This is a genomic window from Niveispirillum fermenti (assembly GCF_052474395.1).
Genome location: NZ_CP156681.1, coordinates 2,348,466 through 2,366,904 on the forward strand (window position 1 = coordinate 2,348,466; position 18,439 = coordinate 2,366,904).

The 18,439-nt window shown below is 65.7% G+C and carries 12 protein-coding genes; 3 read left to right on the forward strand and 9 right to left on the reverse strand.

Annotated elements, in window-relative coordinates; all coding sequences use genetic code 11:
• Nucleotides 1-33: 33 nt before the first annotated feature.
• Nucleotides 34-1,401, reverse strand: coding sequence for a M48 family metalloprotease (locus ABC728_RS22125; protein ID WP_416621369.1), 1,368 nt, complete (start codon nucleotides 1,399-1,401; stop codon nucleotides 34-36).
• Nucleotides 1,402-1,540: 139 nt separating this feature from the next.
• Here ABC728_RS22125 and ABC728_RS22130 point away from each other — a divergent pair, with 139 nt between their 5' ends.
• Nucleotides 1,541-2,650 (forward strand): aminotransferase class I/II-fold pyridoxal phosphate-dependent enzyme, encoded by a 1,110-nt coding sequence (locus tag ABC728_RS22130; protein WP_416621401.1) that lies wholly within the window; start codon nucleotides 1,541-1,543, stop codon nucleotides 2,648-2,650.
• Here the strand turns inward: ABC728_RS22130 and ABC728_RS22135 are convergent, their stop codons facing one another.
• Complete coding sequence (locus ABC728_RS22135; RefSeq protein ID WP_416621370.1) at nucleotides 2,651-5,266, reverse strand: glycosyltransferase; 2,616 nt, start codon at nucleotides 5,264-5,266, stop codon at nucleotides 2,651-2,653.
• A 181-nt stretch (nucleotides 5,267-5,447) separates the two neighbouring features.
• Here ABC728_RS22135 and ABC728_RS22140 point away from each other — a divergent pair, with 181 nt between their 5' ends.
• A complete protein-coding gene (locus ABC728_RS22140) occupies nucleotides 5,448-5,870 on the forward strand; it encodes an HIT domain-containing protein (protein ID WP_416621371.1) in 423 nt (140 codons plus the stop codon).
• Between the two features lie 22 nt (nucleotides 5,871-5,892).
• Here ABC728_RS22140 and ABC728_RS22145 read toward each other — a convergent pair whose 3' ends face one another.
• Both ABC728_RS22145 and ABC728_RS22150 read right to left on the reverse strand, forming a co-directional pair.
• The gene (locus ABC728_RS22145; protein ID WP_416621372.1) at nucleotides 5,893-7,170 is read right to left on the reverse strand and encodes a spinster family MFS transporter; all 1,278 of its coding nucleotides are present in this window, start codon (nucleotides 7,168-7,170) and stop codon (nucleotides 5,893-5,895) included.
• A gap of 59 nt (nucleotides 7,171-7,229) precedes the next feature.
• Nucleotides 7,230-8,480: a cytochrome P450 gene (locus ABC728_RS22150; protein WP_416621373.1), complete on the reverse strand. Its 1,251-nt coding sequence runs from the start codon at nucleotides 8,478-8,480 to the stop codon at nucleotides 7,230-7,232.
• A gap of 346 nt (nucleotides 8,481-8,826) precedes the next feature.
• On the opposite strand from ABC728_RS22150, the gene ABC728_RS22155 reads away from it, so the two are divergent.
• Nucleotides 8,827-10,899, forward strand: coding sequence for a TonB-dependent receptor (locus ABC728_RS22155; RefSeq protein WP_416621374.1), 2,073 nt, complete (start codon nucleotides 8,827-8,829; stop codon nucleotides 10,897-10,899).
• A gap of 49 nt (nucleotides 10,900-10,948) precedes the next feature.
• Here ABC728_RS22155 and ABC728_RS22160 read toward each other — a convergent pair whose 3' ends face one another.
• The 5 genes from ABC728_RS22160 to ABC728_RS22180 are packed head-to-tail and all read right to left on the reverse strand — an operon-like array spanning nucleotide 10,949 to nucleotide 18,369.
• Nucleotides 10,949-12,115 carry an acyl-CoA dehydrogenase family protein gene (locus tag ABC728_RS22160; protein WP_416621375.1) on the reverse strand — a complete coding sequence of 389 codons (1,167 nt, stop codon included), beginning with the start codon at nucleotides 12,113-12,115 and terminating at the stop codon, nucleotides 10,949-10,951.
• A 39-nt stretch (nucleotides 12,116-12,154) separates the two neighbouring features.
• Complete coding sequence (locus tag ABC728_RS22165) at nucleotides 12,155-13,102, reverse strand: alpha/beta hydrolase (protein ID WP_416621376.1); 948 nt, start codon at nucleotides 13,100-13,102, stop codon at nucleotides 12,155-12,157.
• On the reverse strand, nucleotides 13,099-15,192 hold the full coding sequence (locus tag ABC728_RS22170) for a PQQ-dependent dehydrogenase, methanol/ethanol family (RefSeq protein WP_416621377.1): 2,094 nt from the start codon (nucleotides 15,190-15,192) through the stop codon (nucleotides 13,099-13,101). Before ABC728_RS22170 ends, ABC728_RS22165 begins: the two co-directional genes overlap by 4 nt.
• A complete protein-coding gene (locus ABC728_RS22175; protein ID WP_445376503.1) occupies nucleotides 15,185-16,684 on the reverse strand; it encodes an aldehyde dehydrogenase family protein in 1,500 nt (499 codons plus the stop codon). Before ABC728_RS22175 ends, ABC728_RS22170 begins: the two co-directional genes overlap by 8 nt.
• Nucleotides 16,681-18,369 (reverse strand): flavin-containing monooxygenase, encoded by a 1,689-nt coding sequence (locus tag ABC728_RS22180; protein ID WP_416621379.1) that lies wholly within the window; start codon nucleotides 18,367-18,369, stop codon nucleotides 16,681-16,683. Before ABC728_RS22180 ends, ABC728_RS22175 begins: the two co-directional genes overlap by 4 nt.
• Nucleotides 18,370-18,439: the final 70 nt, after the last annotated feature.

Genomic DNA, 18,439 nt, shown 5'->3' on the forward strand with positions numbered 1-18,439 from the left:
GCCCGGGGCCCCTGCCTTCGGCTTTTGACCGGTTCAGAACTCCGAGGTCGAGACCCGGCTTTCCACCATCACGCGGATATCCTGGGCGCGTATCCATTCCGGGGAGCCGGCGGGAAGCATACGCTCCGCCCGGTCGGCATGGAATTTTGCGGCGCGGATGTCGCCGCGGGACAAGGCTTCCTCGGCGCGCGCATAGGCCAGTTGCGGCGGCATGTCGGCGCGGCTGTAGGCCGATGACAGCAGCCGCCAGGTGATGGCGGAACTGCGCTCCACCCGCGCGGCCACCGTCAGGTGGTTGATGGCTTCCTCCAGGAACCGGTCGTCGCCCACTTCCAGCAGCGCATGGCCCAGCGCATTGCGCAGCAGGCCCGAATCGGGGTTCAGACGCACCGCCTCGCGATAGGGGGCCACCGCATCCGCCACCCGCCCTTCCTCGAACAGGATCTGGCCTTTCAACTCATGGAAATAGGCATTGTCCTGTTCGGCTGCGATCAGCGCGTCTGTCATGGTGACGGCTTCGTCGGCGCGGCCGGTACGGTAGAGCGCAATGGCCCGGGCATAGCGGGCGGGGATGGCATTGTCGGTGGCCGAATAACGTCGCAGGGCGATGCCCGGCCGCATGAAGCCCATCAGCTTGGCCACCATGCGCTCATGCAGGTCATGGAAATTGTCGGGCAGGCGCTTGCCGTTGTTCTGCGACCGCGTCTCCACGAAATTGCGGATGGCCTCGATACGGTTGCGGGTCAGCGGGTGGGTGCGGACATATTCAACCTGCCGGTTCTCGGGCAGCAGTTCCTGCCCGGCCAGCCGCTGCATCATCTTCAGCAGCCCTTCCGACGACCAGCCCAGGCTTTCCAGATATTTCATGGCCGCCTCGTCGGCGGAGCCCTCCTGCGCGCGGGTGAAGGCGAAGAAGGTGCGCATCGCGGCTTCCTGGCCGCCGCCCATCAGGCCCATGCCCACATCGCCGCGCCCGGCACCGATCGCGGCGGCCAGGCCCAGCAGGGTGAAGATGGTGGCGATGGTCGCGGCGTTGGCCATGGCATCCCCCATGCGGGCCAGGTGGCCGCCGGCGATGTGGCCGGTTTCGTGCGCCGTCACCCCGATCAGTTCGTCCAGCCCCGTATCCATCAGGAATCCGGTATGGAAGAACATGTTCTGACCGCCGGCCACAAAGGCGTTCAGCGTGTCGTCATTGACCAGGGCGATCGTCACGGCCTCCGGCACGATGCCCGCCGTCTCCAAGATCGGTGTGGCATAGACGCGCAATATATGCTCGATTTCCGTGTCCCGGATGAAACTGATCGATCGGGCCTGGGCCACGGCCGGCTGTAGGGCCAGCGTGGCCGCCATCAGCAACGCCACCGCCGCATTGGCAATCCGCTTTGGAACCGCAAACATGAGTCTATCCATCGGCAACGCCCTTCGCCCCGACACTAGCCACGAAAAACATGGCGAGGGAAGGGCGACGTTGCGCGAAGCGATCGCCACGGACCCCTGGGCCCCGTCGCGCCGGGGTTCGGTGGCCCCCTTCATCGTGATGGAGGTGATGCGCGCCGCCAACGAGCGGGCCGCGGCGGGTGGTGATGTCCTGCACCTGGAGATCGGTCAGCCGGGCACGCCGGCCCCGCGCGGCGTCATTGCGGCGGCCCATGCCGCGCTGGACGCCGACCGTATCGCCTATACCGAGGCGTTCGGCATCCCGTCCCTGCGGGAGGCCATCGCCCGCTGGTATCGTGACCGCCATGGCGTATCGGTCGGGCCAGAGCGTATCGCCGTCACCACGGGGTCGTCGGCCGGCTTCCTGCTGGGCTTTCTGGCCGCGTTCGAGCCGGGGGACCGTGTGGCGCTGGCAGCACCCGGCTATCCTGCCTATCGCAACATCCTGCGCGCGCTGGATCTGGTGCCCGTGGAAATTCCGACGGGACCGGAAACCCGTTTCCAGCCGACGCCGGCCCTGCTGGCCGCCCTGGACCGGCCCGTGAAGGGGCTGATCGTGGCCAGCCCGTCGAACCCCGCCGGCACCATGCTGTCACCCGACGCCCTGCGCGACCTGGCGCGGTGGTGCGAGGAAAACGGCGTGCGCCTCATCAGCGACGAGATCTATCACGGTATCGAATTCACCGGCCTGCGGGCGCAGACGGCCCTGGCGTTCAGCGACCGGGCCTTGGTCATCAACAGCTTCAGCAAATATTTCAGCATGACGGGCTGGCGCCTGGGCTGGATGGTCGTGCCGCCGGAGCTTGTCCGGGCCGCCGAATGCCTGGCGCAGAACCTGTTCATTTCCGCCCCCACCCTGTCGCAGCGGGCCGCCGTCGCGGCGTTCGACTGTGTGGAGGAGGCCGATGGCCATGTCGCCCGGTATCGCCGCAGCCGGGAGTTGTTGCTGAATGAACTGCCGCGTGCCGGGTTCGATGATCTGGCCCCGGCCGACGGGGCCTTCTATGTCTATGCCGATGTCAGCCGCCTGACCGATGACAGCGAGGCGTTCTGCAAGCGCATCCTGGCCGAGACGGGTGTGGCCATCACGCCGGGCCTGGATTTCGACACGGCCCGTGGCCATCGGTTTCTGCGCATCAGCTTCGCCGCGGCGGAAGCAGAGGTGGCAGAGGCGGCCCGGCGGCTGGTGGCCTGGTCGGGCCGGCGGTGATCACTCCGCCGCCGTCGCCGGCTGTGCCTCCGGATCGTCCTGCCTGGGCATGGGAAGGCCGTTGATGGTGGCAACGGCCAGCGCGGCGATATAGGGCAGGGACTGCACCACCAGCATGGCCGACCAGATATAGGCGTCGCGATTGTCGCCGCCTTCGCGCCAGCCCACCAGGAAGGCGGTGATCCAGAGCAGGATCATCAGCACCACCTCTTCCCGCGCATGCAGGAAGCCCTGGATCAGGGCTGGCTGGTCCTCGCACTTGGGCGTGCGCACAAAGGGGCGGCCCTGCGTGAACAGGCCCGTCCAGACGGCGCGGCCCACCGTATGGGTCAGCGCCATGCCGGCCACCGCCGCATTCACCTTGTCCAGGAACCCGCATTTCACCCGCGCCGCATAAAGCCACAGGCCGCACGCCACCTTGAAGAAGAACACGCCCAGGGTAGGCATGATGAAGACGGTGGGCGGGAACTCGAAATATTTGGGGGCAAGCAGCAGCCCCATGGACCAGAGAATGCCGCCCATCACGAAGCCCATATGCGCGGCATCGGCGAACCAGGGCAGCCAGCCCGTCACGAAATGATATTTCTGGCCGAAGGTCAGCTTGGTCCCCGACGGCAGGAACTCCCGCCAGTGCCGCTTGATGATCTGCACAGCCCCATAGGCCCAGCGGAAGCGCTGCGTCTTGTAGCCGGCGAAACTGTCGGGTACCAGTCCCTTGCCGAAGCTGTCGGGCATGTAGACCGACTCCAGCCCCTCCTCGAACAGTCGCAGGCCCAGCTCGGCATCCTCGCAGATGCACCATTCGGCCCACCAGCCCACCCGCTTCAGGATGGAGGTCCGGATCAGGGTCATGGTGCCGTGCTGGATGATGGCGTTCCGCTCGTTGCGCTGCACCATGCCGATATGGAAAAAGCCCTGATATTCCCAGTTGATCATCCGATGGAACGGGTGGATGTGCCAGTCGCGGTAGTCCTGCGGGCTCTGGACGAAGGCAACCTTCTGGTTCTCGAAATAGGGGATGGTGGCCGACAGCCAGTCCGGCGTGACCTGATAATCGCTGTCGATGACGCCCACCACTTCGGCATCCGGCGCCGTCACGGCCAGTCCGAAATTGAGTGCGCCGGCCTTGTATCCCGGCCATTTTGCCAGATGGAAGAAGCGGAAATGCGGGCCCAGCCTGGCGCAATGCGCCTCCAGCGGCTTCCACACCTCCTCGTCCTTGGTGTTGTTGTCGATCACCAGAACTTCGAAGTTGGGATAATCCATCTTCGCCAGCGCGTTCAGTGTCTCGATCACCATGTGTGCCGGTTCGTTGTAACAGGGCACATGGATGGAAACCTTGGGATAGTAGCCGCTGGTATTGACCTTGACGGGTGTGAATTTCCGCTTCCAGCGGTCGGTCCATACCACCTCGGTCAGTTCCAGACCATCGATCAGAACGACGATCAGCAGCAAAATCTGCGCGCAGATCAGGATCAGGAAGGCGACGAAGGACATGGTGTTCATGCCCGTCGTCATGGCTTCCGTCGCGGTCCAGACCAGGCCCGAGGCGATGGCCTGGATCAGCGCGCCATAAAATAGCTGCCCGCCCGGCCGCAGGTCATCGCGGGACAGCACGAACCAGAACATGGGGATGAAGGCCAGCGCCACGGCGATGGCGCACAGCACGGGCCAGCCCGGCACCTCGAAGACCCCGCCTTCCATTGGGAACTTCATGCTGCGATGGGTGTCCCAGATGCCCCAGTTTGCCTCGGCCTCACCGCCGATCTGCCGCTTCCACGGCTGGTCGAAGCCTTCCATGATGTAATAGTCCCAGCGGTTGTCGCCCGCCAGGTTCAGGAAATTCCGGATGAATTGTGCCTGATTGACCAGGCTGGCCTGCGCCCCGCCGCGATAGGGCCCGTCGGACGGCCATCCGGCCTCGCCGATCAGGATGTGCTTGTCGGGATATCTGGCGCGTACTTCGTCATAGCCGCGGCGCACCTGATCCATGGCCTGCTCGATGGGCACCTTCTCCCAATAGGGAAGCAGGTGGATGGTGATATAATCCACCGCCTCGGCCAGTTCGGGATGCTTCATCCAGACATAGGGTGGCTCGGCGGTGGAGACGGGCACGTCGAGCTGGCGTTTCACGCGCTGGACATAGTCGATCAGGGCCTCGACCTCCAGGTCGCCGCGATACATCACCTCGTTGCCGACCATGACGCGCGTGACATTGGGATTGGCGCGCGTCACCCGGACCAGGGAATTGATCTCCTGCTCGTTCTTGCCCAGGTCGCCCGAAATCCAGGCGCCGGCCGTCACGTCGAGGTCATATTTGGCGGCGATCTCCGGGATCACCTCCAGCCCGTCCGTGGCGGAATAGGAACGGATGGACCGGACATAGGGGGCTACGACGCCCATGTCGCGTTCGATATCGGTGCGCGACGGGTGGCGCCCATCCTGCGGGTTCTGATTTTCCTGGTAAGGGCTGAAGGCGACGCCGGCAATGGTCCCGGCCCAGAGCTTCTCCGGCGTGGTCGGCCGGTTGGACAGCGCCCAGGCCCCGATATTGCCCAGGACCAGCAGCACCAGCACCGCCCAGGCCGATGCCCGCATCTTCAGGATTTTGCCCATCGTCTCGTCTTGCCCCCGGAGCCCGCCCGCAACGGCGGTAACCAACCTGTTCTGGCAGCCGTTTCTGTTATTTTTGTGGAAAGCGCAATGATGATCGACATCAAGACCGTCAATCACCATAACCCAGGGCCCGTTCATTGGTATAGTTCGGGGATAAGGGTACAGAACGGAGGGCAGCGGGATGGAAGACGGGTTCAGGCTTGATGAGCGGCTTGCCGGGGATACGATCACGCTGGGGGACTGGCCGCTCAGCCGGCTGCTGCTGATGCGCAACCGTTTGTTCGCCTGGCTGATCCTGGTGCCCCGCCGGGCCGGTGCGGTGGAAATCCACCGCCTGACGCCGGCCGATCAATCCCTGCTGATGCGGGAGATCGCCGCGGCGGGCCGGCTGCTCGAACATGTCTTCACGCCCGACAAGGTGAATATCGGTGCGCTGGGCAATCACGTCTCGCAATTGCATGTGCATGTTATCGGGCGCCGGCACACTGACCCGGCCTGGCCCGGCCCCGTATGGGGTGCCGGGCATAGTGCGCCCTATGGCGGGGACGAACTGGCGGCCCTTGCCGACCGGCTGTGGGAAGCCGCGCGACAGGAATTTCCCTGACCATCCGGCCGGGCGGCCGGAATCAACCGGGTGCCGCCCGATATTCCAGCCGCAGCCAGCGGCCTGTGAAAAGCGCACCTACGCCGGCAAGGACACAGCAGCCCAGCGACGCGGCCATGGCATAGCGGATGCCCTCCACCCCCTCTGTCGGGGTCAAGGCATCGCTGACCATGCCGACGAACAGCGGCCCGATGGCACCGCCGATGCTCTGGAAGATGGGAATGGTGGCGGCGGCCAGTGCGCGCGACTGGTCATGCACCAGCCCGACCACGACGGTGATGACCGGCGGCGCCCAGAAACCCAGGAAGAAAGTGAAGGCGCCGAACCAGATGACCGATCCCAGGGCATCGGGCCAGAACAGCGACAGCAGCCCCGTCGGGACACAGGCCAGCAACCCGTACCCCGCCGTCCAGATCAGCCAGCGCACATCGCGCCCGCCCATCTTGTCGGCGATGGTGCCGCAGCAGATGTTGCCCAGCAGCAATCCCAGCGCCAGGGCCGTGCCCATTTTCAACCCGACTTCCCCCGAAGACATGCCATGCACGCGAATCAGGAAGGCCGGCATCCAGGACAGCATGGCGAAGGCGGCGATGGATGCAAACAGGGCGATGGCAATCAGCGCGCGATAGGTGGTCAGGTCCAGGAAGGACAGCAATGTGCGGAACAGGCCCTGGATCGGGGGGGCATCGGTCGCCCTGGCCGGGCGGGCGGGCTCCGGCACCGTCAGCCAGAACAGCAGCCCGATCACCAGGCCCGGTGCCCCTACGACCAGGAAGGTGGTCCGCCAGCCCAGCACCTCGTTCAAGGTGCCGCCCAGATAGACCCCGAACGCGATGCCGAAGGCGCTGCCGCAGCTCATCAGCGCGAAGATGCGGGTGCGGCGCTGCGGCGGGAACAGGTCGGCCAGCAGGGAATAGCTGGCAGGCGCGCTGCCCGCCTCGCCCACGGCCACCATCATGCGGCCGAAGGCCAGTTGCACATAGCTGGTGGCAATCCCGCAGAACATGGTCATGGCGCTCCAGAACGCCACGCACAGGGAAATCAGCGTGCGACGGTTCCCCCGGTCCGAAATGCGGGCCAGCGGAATGCCGGCAATGACGTACAGCACGGAGAAGAAAACACCGGTCAGCAGCCCGATCTGCGTGTCGCTCAGCGACAAATCCTCCTTGATGGACTGGATCAGGATCGTGACGATCTGGCGATCGACATAGCTGATGAAGGCGACGATCATCACCATCGCCATGATGTAGCTCTTGCGCAATGCGGACCAGGACCCGGGTGCCGGCGGCTGTGCGGCCATTGATCTCTTTCCTCCCACGGTTTTTCTGTTTTCTGCGGCCGCCACCGATACCGGGACGGTCACGGCGCGGCCGGCCGCAACTTAACGTGCAACGGCCCCATTGACCGCATGTAAAGGCCACGGAAGCAGGGGGCCGGCTGCTCCGCATCGGGGGCGACGGCGGGGAACCGGTCCAGCAGCAGTCCCAGCGCCTCCTGCATTTCCGCCCGGGCCAGTTGCGCGCCGATGCATGACCGGATACCCCGGCCGAAGGCCAGATGGGCCGTCGGTTCCGGCCGGTCCAGCCGCACCTCGTGCGGGCATTCGAAGCGGGCGGGGTCACGGTTCGCCGCGGCATGCAGCAGGATGATCACTTCCCCTTGCCGGATGGTGGTGGCACCGACCTGCGTATCGGCCAGACAACGGCGATGGCGGAACTGCACCACGTTCAACAGCCGCAGCGCCTCTTCCACCAGCGCCGGCAGGGCCGTGTCGCGGTCGGCCGCCACGCGGTCCTTCACTGCCGGATCAGCCAGCAGAAGGTGCAGCGCGTTGGCGATGCCATGCACGGACGTGTCGGAGCCGGCGAAGAACAATTCCCGGCAGATGCCCATCACGCCGGCCTCATCCAGGACGACCCCATCCTTGGGGGCATCCAGCCAGACCCGGCTGATGAAATCGTCGCCCGGCCGCTCGCGCCGGTCCCGCACATAGGGCAGCAGCATGGCGTTCAGCCGTTCCGATGCCGCCAGGGCTGCGTCGCGCAGCACCATGTCGCGGTAACCGGATGCGATGAAGCGCACGATGGCCTCGTTGGCGTCCAGTATCTGGCCCACCGTCCTGTCATCGGTCGGCATGCCCAGCAGGGCGCAGATGATCCGCGGCGGAATTTGCGCCGCATATTGCTCGGCCAGATCGGCCGTGGCGGCCCCTTCCAGGCGGTCCAGCAAGCCGGTGATCACGGGCCTTATGTGACGGCCGCGGAAGACACGGACACTATCGGCGGATAACAGCCGGAAATGGAAGCGGCGCAGCTTCATATGCTCCGGCTCCCGGCTCAGGGTGATGTTGGCGCCACCGCCCTTGATGGCCACCGTGATCGGGTCGGCGTCCAGGTACATGTTGGCGAAGCGCGTTTCATTGCGCTCGCAGTCCAGGCATTGCTGGAAATCATGGACCAGCCAGGCCTGCGCCCCTTCGTCCCACACCGGCGACGGACCGGCCAGCAGTCCGGCATAGAAACCAAACGGGTCCTTGTCCGTGAAGTCCAGGATACCGGCCGCATGCGGGCAACCATCCTGGCTGTTCTGGTTCATCCGGCCGTCGGGCATCCCATCCTCCCCATTCCCTGTGGTTGGCACGGGCAGCGTAAGCGGGGGCAATTTCGTGTGAACCTCTCGATTGGCAGGTTCCCGGTATGGCCGGGGCATGGACAGTGGCCGCGGGTCTGTTGTGCCGCCGATCGATGATGGCGACAGAGCCCGTAATGCAGACATGGGTATGGATCTATCTTGCATCGCCGGCGCGATGCAGGCCAATCCTGCCGACAAAGGCGCGATCCCGCGAAGGACACGCCATAGGGAGGTATGCATGAAGAGGAAATCCGGTATTTCGTACGGTATTTCAGTCCTGGTACTGTCGCTGGCCGCCGATTCCGCTTGGGCCCAACCTGTTCCGATGTCCGAAGACGCGATGCAGCTTGACGAGATCGTTGTTACTGCGCGCAAGCGGGCGCGCGGTGAAAGCCTTCAGGAGACGCCGATTTCCGCGACGGCCTTTGGTCCGGCGCAGATGGAGAATTTCTTCGTCAACGATATTGTCGATGTCGGCCGCCTGGCCCCGTCGGTGGCCTTGCAGCCTTCCGCGCAGAAGGGCGTGCAGAATTTCGCCATCCGTGGCATGGGCGTGTCGGGTTCCACCCCGTCGGATGAGCCGGCCGTCGGCATTTTCCAGGATGGCGTCTATTGGGGTTCCAATTATGGCGCGCTGGGCGACCTGTTCGACGTTGAAAGCGTGGAAATCCTGCGCGGTCCGCAGGGCACCCTGTTCGGGCGCAATGTCACGGGTGGTGCCGTATCCTTCCGCAGTGCGCGGCCATCCTTTTCCGACAGCACGAAGGCCACGGTCGGGATCGGCAATTACGGCAGCTACGAGGCGTCGGCCGTGCTGAACCGCCCGTTGGTGCAGGACAAGCTTGCCGCCCGTCTGGCGGTGCAGAGCCGCTGGCTTGACGGCTATTTCACCGATGCCACGACCGACAGCGACTATGGCGAAAGCCATTCGCTGATCGTGCGGCCCAGCCTGCGCTTCACGCCCAACGACAATCTGGACGTGACATTGATCGGCGAATGGTATTCGGAGAAGGGCGACCCCGTGGTGGCGCGGGGCGTTTCGCCCTCCACCCTGCCGGGCTCTCCCCTGACCCTGCCGCAGCAGGAAGGCTATCTCACCCCGGCCAATTTCTGGACTGTGGCCCCGGACACGCGCGGCAGCAACGATATCGATGTGCTGTTCGGCGTGCTGGAGGTGAACTGGAACCTGGGCGGTGGCGTGCTGACCTCCGTCACCGGCTATCGCGACGTGCGCACGCGCGTGCTGACCGATTTCGACGGCACGCCCAGCCGTGCCTTCCTGCAAAGCATTGCGCAGGACCAGGATCAGTTCAGTTCCGAACTGCGCTATGCCATGCCGCTGTCGGACAGTTTCGACTTCACCACGGGACTTTACTATTTCGAGCAGAATTTCAATTTCCGCGAGGGGCGGGACCTGAACAACGGGACCCAGCGCCTGGCCACCCGCTCTCTGCTGGACAATGACAGTTTCGCCATCTTCGCGGAGGCCGACTGGCGGCCGCTGGACCGGCTGACCGTGACCGTCGGTGCGCGGTACACGGAGGAGACGAAGAAGGCGCAGGCCGCGCCGTTCGGCGCCTGCGCGCTGGATTTCTCCACCTGCACCCTGTCGCCGCAGGCCAAGACCGACGACAGCAACCTGTCGCCCAAGCTGGGCCTGGCTTACAGGCTGACGGATGACCAGCTTCTGTTTGCCTCCGCCACGCGCGGCTTCCGCAGCGGCGGTTTTTCCTTGCGTGGCACGCCCATCATCGAACCGTACAAGGCCGAACAGGTCACGGCCTATGAAATCGGCTACAAGGCCGATCTGCTGAACCGGCACCTGCGCTTCAACCTTTCCGCATATAACAATGATTACAAGGATCTGCAGCGTACCGTGCTGGGCACCAGCCCGACCCAGGGCGTGGTGCAGTCCGTCTTCAACGCCGCCGACGCCACCATCCGGGGCATCGAGGTGGAAGCGACGGCCATCCTGACGGAACATCTGTCGGTATCCGGCAGCTACGGCCACACCGATGCCGAGTATAAAAGCTTTGCCGGCGTTGCCGATCCGGGCAGCCGACAGTTCGTGCGCGTACCCAAGGACAGTTTCAACCTGACGGCCAGCTATGAGCGCACCCTGGCCGATGGCGGGGCGTTCAAGGCGAACCTGTCCAGCAGCTACACCGGTGCCTATTTCTTCGACGATCCCAATCTGCTGAAGCAGAAATCATACAATTTGCTGGACGCCAACCTGAACTATACGACCCCGTCGGGGGTCTGGACCGTTTCGGTCTATGGCAAGAACCTGACGAAGGAGGAATATGCCTTCTGGGGTTCCACCCTCGGCTTCCTGGGCCAGAACAGCTTCCCCGGTGCCCCGCGCACCTGGGGCCTGCGCCTGACGGCGGAATATTGACGGGTGGGGCAGGGCACCGCGGCGGGCGGGCTGCCCCGGTGCCTTTGCTTCAGCGGAAAAGCTGGCGGCCGGCCAGATCCAGCATGATTTCCTCCGATCCGCCGCCGATGGCATTCACCCGCACCTCGCGATAGATGCGCTCGACCTTGGACCCCGTGATGTAGGACGCGCCGCCAAGGACCTGCGCGGCTTCCCGTGCCGCCAGTTCCAGGGTGCGGGTTGCCTGCACCTTCAGCATGGCGGCACTGGCCGGGGTCAGGCGGCCTTCGCGGCGCATCCAGGCGCATTGATCGACCCAGGCCTGCGTTCCTTCGATCATCAGCGCGATGTCGGCCAGCTTCACGCGGATGGTCTGATGGTCCACCAGTCGCTTGCCGAACGTCTCGCGCGTCAGGGCCCATTGTGCCGCCTCGCGCAGGCAGACGCGGGAATGGGCACAGCATTGCATGGCCATCAGCAGCCGCTCATCGTTGAAATTCTGGACGATGCGCAGGAAGCCCTCATTCTCCGGCCCGATCAGGTTTTCCGACGGCACCTCGACATTGTCGAAGTAAAGCGTGGCCGTGTCCGAACAGCGCCAGCCCATCTTGTCCAGCTTCGTGCGGGTGAAGCCGGGACTGTCCGCCTCCACCAGCAGCAGCGAAATGCCGCCCATGCCGGGGCCGCCCGTGCGCACGGCCACCGTGAAATAGTCGGCCCGCATGCCGGACGTGATGAAGGTCTTCGATCCGTTCAGCACATAGCGGTCGCCGACCCGTTTCGCGCTGGTCTTCAGCGCGGCGACATCGGACCCGCCCGAAGGTTCGCTGATGGCCAGCGCCATCAGCTTTTCGCCCGCCAGCACGGGCGGGGCGATGCGGCGCTTCAGTTCGTCCGATCCCAGGCGCAGGACCGGCGGCAGCGCCATGGAATGGGTCATCAGGGAAGCATGCAGTCCGCCTGCTCCCGGCCTGGCCAGTTCCTCGGCCTGGGTGAGGCCGTGGAAGATGTCGACCCCTTCGGACAGGCCGCCATACTCCTCCGGAAAGCCCAGTTGCAGGATACCGGCCTCTGCGGCCTTGGCATGCAGCGACCGGGGAAGTTCGCCTTCCGCTTCCCAGCGGTCGATATGGGGGGCGACCTCCCGTTCCACGAACCGGGCCACGGATCGGGCTACGGCGTCATGGGTCTCATCATAAAAGGGCGAGCGCGCCCGCCATTCATCGAAGGTGAGCATGGATGTCCTTTCAGATTTTCGGGCGATGCGGCGCGGGGCCTATCCGGCCAGTGCGGTGCGCAGGTGATCGGCCACCGCCTCAACCGCAGGGCCGGCGGCGGCGATGGCGCCGCCCATGAACAGGAAGCCATGCATCTGGTCGGCACAATGCACATGGGTGACGGGCACGCCCGCCGCCGCCAGCGCATCGGCATAGGCCCGGCCCTCGTCACACAGCGGATCGAAGCCGCAGGTCAGGACATAGGCCGGCGGAAGAGCGGCATGGTCGTCCGCCAGCAGGGGTGACAGGTGCTGGTCTGTCACGTCCGCCCCTGGCCCGGCATAGAGATTCCGGAACCAGCGCATCATGCTGCCGGTCAGCATCCCGTCGCCATCGGGCAAGGCATAGGAGGCGGATCGCATGCGAAGATCGGTGACGGGATAGAGCAGAACCTGCATCCGCAGGTCTGGCCCGCCCCCGTCACGCAGGGTCAGGCAGGTGACGGCCGCCAGATTGCCGCCGGCACTGTCGCCCCCGATGGCCAGCCGTGAAGGATCGATGCCCAGATCGGCGGCCAGCGTCACCGCCTGGCGGACGGCGGCCAGCGTATCGGCCAGGGCGGCAGGGAAAGGGTGTTCCGGTGCCAGCCGGTAATCCACGGACAGGATCGCGATTCCGGCCCGGCTGGCGATGGTTGCGCAGAAACTGTGGCATCCATCCAGATCGCCCAGTACCCAGCCGCCGCCATGCAGGTGGACAAGGGCCGGCAGGGGAATGTCTGCGTCCACGCCTTCCGGCCGGTAAAGGCGGGCGGGCAGCGGACCACCCGGTCCGTCCAGCACCAGATGGCGCAGGGCGTGTGGCGGGGCGGGCGGGGCCAGCATGGGCCCCATGGCGGCCACCGCCGCGCGGGCGGCAACGACACCCATGGCATCCAGCGACGGGGCACCCGCGGCGGCGGCCATGTCCAGCAGGCGGCGGGCATCCGGGTCCAGCGGCATGGTCATGGTTCCTTTCCGGTTTCCCGGCGCAGATGCGCCGCCTCGTCCGCCACATAGGCACGGATGGCTTCGGCTTCGTCTTCGCTCAGAAACTGGCGGAAGCCGATCATGCCGCGATCCTGGAAGATGCCCTCCATGACCACCTGCCGCCAGGCCTCCGCATCCTCCAGCACGCCGGAGCGGCGCAGGTCGGGCAGGATGCCGCCCGACAAGGTGCCCAGCCCGTGGCAGCCGCCGCAATTATCGGCATAGAGCAGTCGGCCCTGTTCGATCCGGTCCGGTGGTGCCGGGACGGCGGCTTCGCTGGGAGGGGGCAGGACGGCTTCCAGCGGCGGCAGGTGGGCGGTTCCATCCAGGGCGAAGGCCAGGATGCGCCCGTTTGGCTGGGCCTGCGGGCCCTGGAAACTGGGCAGTGCCAGCGGCACGGCGCCGCCGGCACCGGCCATGACGGCGATATAGTGCCGGCCACCCGCCTCGTAGCTGACGGGTCCGGCCATGACCCCGGTCTGCGCCGCGAAGTGCCACAATTCCGTACCCGTGGCCGCGTCATAGGCCATGAACCGGCCGTCGAAGGTTCCCTGGAACACCAGCCCGCCGCCCGTGGCCAGCGTGCCGCCGTTCCATGGCATGCCGTGATCGGCCCGCCAGACCTCCTTCTGCGCGACCGGGTCCCAGGCGGACAGCCAGCCCTGCAGCCCTTCCTGCATGGCCTGGCGCGACGCGGCGTCGCGCGGCAGGGGCAGGCGCATCAGATCATAGCCAAGGTTCCAGCGTCCCTTGCGGTAGGTGAAGGCCCGGTCACGGTGGTAATAGCCGGGAATGACCTGAACGGGGATATAGACCAGCCCCGTCTTCGGGCTGAAGGACATGGGATGCCAGCTATGGGCGCCGGCGGACCCGATGGTCGCGATGAAGGGCTTTTCCAGATATCGCGCTTCCGGTGTCAGCGCGGGCCGCCCTGTTTCCAGGTCGATATGCGTCGCCCAGTTGGTCGGGGCGTATTTTTCCGCCGATAACGGCTTTCCGGTCCGGCGGTCGATGACATAGAAGAAGCCGTTCTTGGGGGCATGCAGCAGGACCTTGCGCATGTCGCCGTCCAACGGCAGGTCGGCCAGCATCATCTGCTGCGAGGCCGTGTAATCCCAGCTTTCGCCCGGCACCTGCTGATAGTGCCAGCGATAGGCCCCCGTATCGGGGTCCAGTGCCACGATGGAAGACAGGAACAGGTTGTCGCCCTTGCCCTCCGACCGGATGACATGGTTCAGCGGCGAGCCGTTGCCGACCCCGATATAGAGCTGGTCCAGGTCCGGATCATAGACGATGCTGTCCCAAACCGTGCCGCCGCCGCCATATTTCTTCCAGTAATCCTCACCGCTCCATGTCTCGCGGGCCAGCCTTTCCAGGATGGTGTCCGATGCCGCCCCGTCCTTGCGCGTCGGATCACCCGGCACGGTGTAGAAGCGCCAGACCAGCCCGCCCGTGGCACCGTCATAGGCGCTGACATAGCCGCGCACGCCATATTCGGCACCGCCATTGCCGATATAGACCTTGCCCTTGGCCGCCCTCGGGGCACCTGTGATGGTATAGGGCTTGTCCGGATCGGTGGTCTGTACCGACCAGAGAAGCGTGCCCGTCCTCGCATCCACCGCCTGCAGCCGGCCGTCCAGCGTGGCGAGGTACAGCTTGCCATCGGCATAGGCCGGGCCGCGATTGACGACGTCGCAGCAACTGTTGAAGGCGGCCGGCCCCGGCACCTCGGGATCATGGATCCATAATTGTCGTCCCGTGGCCGCGTCCACGGCCACCAGCTTGCTCCAGGCCGTAGTCGTGTAAAGCACGCCGTCGATGACCAGCGGCGTGCCCTCCTGTCCCCTGTTGGTATCCAGGTCGTGATACCAGGCCAGCCTCAGCCGGCCGATATTGGCCGGGCTGATCCGGTCCAGCGGGGAATAGCGCTGTTCCCCATAGGTACGGCCATGGCTGGGCCAGTCCTGCGCCTGCTCATCGGCACGCAGCACGCGATCCGATGCGGGGGCACCGCCACCGGCCAGAAACAGGCCGGCCAGCAGCAGAAAGGGCAGGGTATGCCTAGCCATGAAGCTGCACATAGACGGATTTGGTTTCAAGGAACGCCTCCATCCCCTCTGTTCCCATTTCCCGGCCCCAGCCAAACTCCTTGAAGCCACCGAACGGCATGGTCGGGTGCATCAGGCCATAGCTGTTGATCCAGATGTTTCCGGCCTCGATCCGGTCGGCCAGCAGGTGTGCCTTGTTGACGTCACCCGTGAAGATGCCGGCACCCAGGCCATAGCGCGTGCCATTGGCCGCGCGTACCACCTCGTCCAGGTCGTCGAAGGGGGTGGCCACCAGCACGGGGCCGAAAATCTCCTCCGACGCGATCCGCATGTCGGCGCGGACATTGGCGAACAGGGTGGGTTCCAGGAAGAAGCCGGCCCCGTCGCGCGCACCGCCGCCGGCCACAAGTTCCGCCCCCTGCGCCCGGCCGCTGTCAATGAAATCGCGCACCCGGTCGCGCTGCCGGGCGGAGATCAGGGGGCCGATCACGGTATCGGGGTCCAGGCCCGACCCGACCTTCAGCCCCTTCATGAAACCGGCGATGCCGTCGACCACCCGGTCGAAGGAACGACGCTGGACGAACAGACGGGACCCGGCGAAGCAGACCTGGCCGCTATTGGCGAAGATGGCCATGGCGGCACCGGGGATGGCCTGGTCCATGTCGGCATCGTCGCAGACGATGCAGGGCGACTTGCCTCCCAGTTCCAGCGTCACCCGCTTCAGATTGCCGGCCGATGCCGCCACGATCTGCCGGCCGATGGCGGTGGATCCCGTGAAGGAGATCTTGTCGACGCCGGGATGGGCGGCCAGGGCGGCACCCGCCGTCGCCCCGTGGCCGCTGACAATGTTCAGCACCCCCGCCGGCAGCCCGGCTTCCAGCGCCAGTTCACCCAGGCGCAGGGCCGTCAGCGGCGTGTTCTCCGCCGGTTTCACCACCAGGCAGCAGCCGGCGGCCAGTGCCGGCGCCACCTTGATCAGGAAGGCGCCGATCGGCCCGTTCCAGGGCAGGATCAGCCCGGCGACGCCGACCGGCTGGCGCCGGGTATAGGCATGCACATGCTGGCCGCCGCCCGACAGGGCGGATGAGGCGTTGCGGCCGAAGATATTGGCCGTCAGCCCGGCATAATGGCGCAGCCAGGATGCGCCGGCGCCGATGGCCCAATTGGCGAAGCCCAGCGGCATGCCGTTGTTGCGTACCTCCAGCCAGGCCAGTTCCTCGCCGTTCGCCTCGATCAGGTCGGCATATCGCCACAGAATGCGGGCGCGTGCATCCGATGTCAGGCCGCGCCATGCTTCACCTTCATGCGCTGCGCGCGCCGCCGTCACGGCCGCATCGATATCGGCCGCATCGCCATCCGGGGCCTGGGCGATGACCTCGCCCGTGGCGGGGTCCAGCACGTCAAGGACACGGCCGGTGGCGGGGGGCCGCCATTCACCGCCGATCAGTTGGGCGTGCCGCTGTTCCAGAAAACGCTCTCCGGCCTGCGGGCCGGCCGCTGCCATCATGCTCATGCCGCACCTTCCTTGCCGGTGCTGTCGGTGGCGGACAGGGTGAAGCCCGCATAGCCCGCGGCTGCAACCCTGTTGCAGATGTCGCGGTACGGTCCGACGCCGCCGACATAGATCATGAAGACATTGGGCTTGCCGGGGATGTTGGCCCCGACATACCAGGACCGGGTGGTCGGGATCAGGGTGGCGTGCGCCACCTCGCCCACATGGCGGACCCAATCCGTTTCCGCCTGCTCCGTCGCCTCAATCCGGGTGGCGCCGATGCTTTTCATATGGTCCAGACAGTCGCCGATCCATTCGACATGTTGTTCGATGGAAACGACGACATTGCTGAAGACGGACGGGCTGCCTGGCCCCGTGATGGTGAACAGGTTGGGGAACCCGGCCAGTCCCAGGCCCAGATAGGTGCGTGGACCATCCTGCCACTTGTCCCGCAGGCAAAGCCCGTCGCGCCCCCTGATATCCATGGCCAGCAAGGCGCCCGTCATGGCATCGAAGCCCGTGGCGAAGATGATGACATCCAGTTCGTATTCACCGCCATCCGTGCGGATGCCTTTTTCCGTCACGGCCCGGATGGGCGCGTCGGCATGATCGACCAGCGTCACGTCGGGCCGGTTGAAGGTGGCGTAATAGTTGGTATCCACGCAGATGCGCTTGGCCCCGATGGCATAGGAGGTGGGGCACAGTTTCTCCGCCACCGCGGGGTCCTTCACGATCTGCCGGATCTTGCGGCGGATGAAATCGGCCGCGATCTCGTTCGCCTGCCGGTCGACGACCTGATCGGAGAAGGTGAACATGTACCAGGCGCCGCCGCGCCGCCAGCGTTCCTCCAGCGCCGCCTCCCGTTCCGCCGGGGTCATTTCGGCTGCTGTCCGGCCGGGTGGCACCGGTTCCTCCCCCGGTACCCGCAGGTCGCTGTTGCCATGGATCAGCCCGGCACGCAACTGCCGCCGGATTTCCCCATGGCCGACCTTGACCGCCGCGCGATAATCCGGGGCCAGCGGCGCGTTGCGGGCCGGCACGCTGTAGGCCGCGGTGCGCTGGAAGACATGGGTGTGCCCGGCCTGTGCCGCGACGATGGGAATGATCTGGATGCCCGACGATCCCGTGCCGATGATCCCGACGCGCTTGCCGGTGAAATCGACGGGTTCATCGGGCCAATGGGCGGACTGGATCACCTGTCCCTTGAAGGCGCTGATGCCGGGAATGTCGGGCAGGCGGCTGGAAGACAGGCACCCTGTCGCCATGATGCAGAAGTGCGCCGCGATCTCCCGCCCGTCCTCTGTCTGTACACGCCACAGGTTGGCGGCCCCGTCATGATGGGCGGCGGTGACGCGGGTGTTGAAGCGGATGTCGCGACGCAGGTCCAGCCGGTCGGCCGCGAAGCGGATATAGGCCAGGATTTCCGGCTGCGTGGCGAATTTCTCCGACCAGTTCCATTCCCGGACCAGTTCATCCGAAAAGGAATAGGAATAGACCACGCTTTCCACATCACAGCGCGCACCGGGATAGCGGTTCCAGTACCAGGTGCCGCCGACATCCGGCCCGGCTTCCAGCACCATGGCCCGCAGGCCCGACTGGCGCAGACGGTGGAGCATGTAGAGGCCCGCGAATCCTGCCCCGACGATGATGGCGTCAAGGGTGTCCGGCGCTGCCCCGGGGGGCTGGCCGGTGCTGCTGATCGTCACTGTTTTCCTCCCCGACACTTTATTTTCCATGATAGGGGCGGGCGATGCCCTGTCCCCTATCCGCCGACAG

Bases quoted from the DNA above. Each gene is read 5' to 3' on its own strand.
- ABC728_RS22125 (WP_416621369.1), bottom strand. From the start codon at position 1,401: ATGTTTGCGGTTCCAAAGCGGATTGCCAATGCGGCGGTGGCGTTGCTG.
- ABC728_RS22130 (WP_416621401.1), top strand. From the start codon at position 1,541: ATGGAGGTGATGCGCGCCGCCAACGAGCGGGCCGCGGCGGGTGGTGAT.
- ABC728_RS22135 (WP_416621370.1), bottom strand. From the start codon at position 5,266: ATGGGCAAAATCCTGAAGATGCGGGCATCGGCCTGGGCGGTGCTGGTG.
- ABC728_RS22140 (WP_416621371.1), top strand. From the start codon at position 5,448: ATGGAAGACGGGTTCAGGCTTGATGAGCGGCTTGCCGGGGATACGATC.
- ABC728_RS22145 (WP_416621372.1), bottom strand. From the start codon at position 7,170: ATGGCCGCACAGCCGCCGGCACCCGGGTCCTGGTCCGCATTGCGCAAG.
- ABC728_RS22150 (WP_416621373.1), bottom strand. From the start codon at position 8,480: ATGCCCGACGGCCGGATGAACCAGAACAGCCAGGATGGTTGCCCGCAT.
- ABC728_RS22155 (WP_416621374.1), top strand. From the start codon at position 8,827: ATGTCCGAAGACGCGATGCAGCTTGACGAGATCGTTGTTACTGCGCGC.
- ABC728_RS22160 (WP_416621375.1), bottom strand. From the start codon at position 12,115: ATGCTCACCTTCGATGAATGGCGGGCGCGCTCGCCCTTTTATGATGAG.
- ABC728_RS22165 (WP_416621376.1), bottom strand. From the start codon at position 13,102: ATGACCATGCCGCTGGACCCGGATGCCCGCCGCCTGCTGGACATGGCC.
- ABC728_RS22170 (WP_416621377.1), bottom strand. From the start codon at position 15,192: ATGGCTAGGCATACCCTGCCCTTTCTGCTGCTGGCCGGCCTGTTTCTG.
- ABC728_RS22175 (WP_445376503.1), bottom strand. From the start codon at position 16,684: ATGAGCATGATGGCAGCGGCCGGCCCGCAGGCCGGAGAGCGTTTTCTG.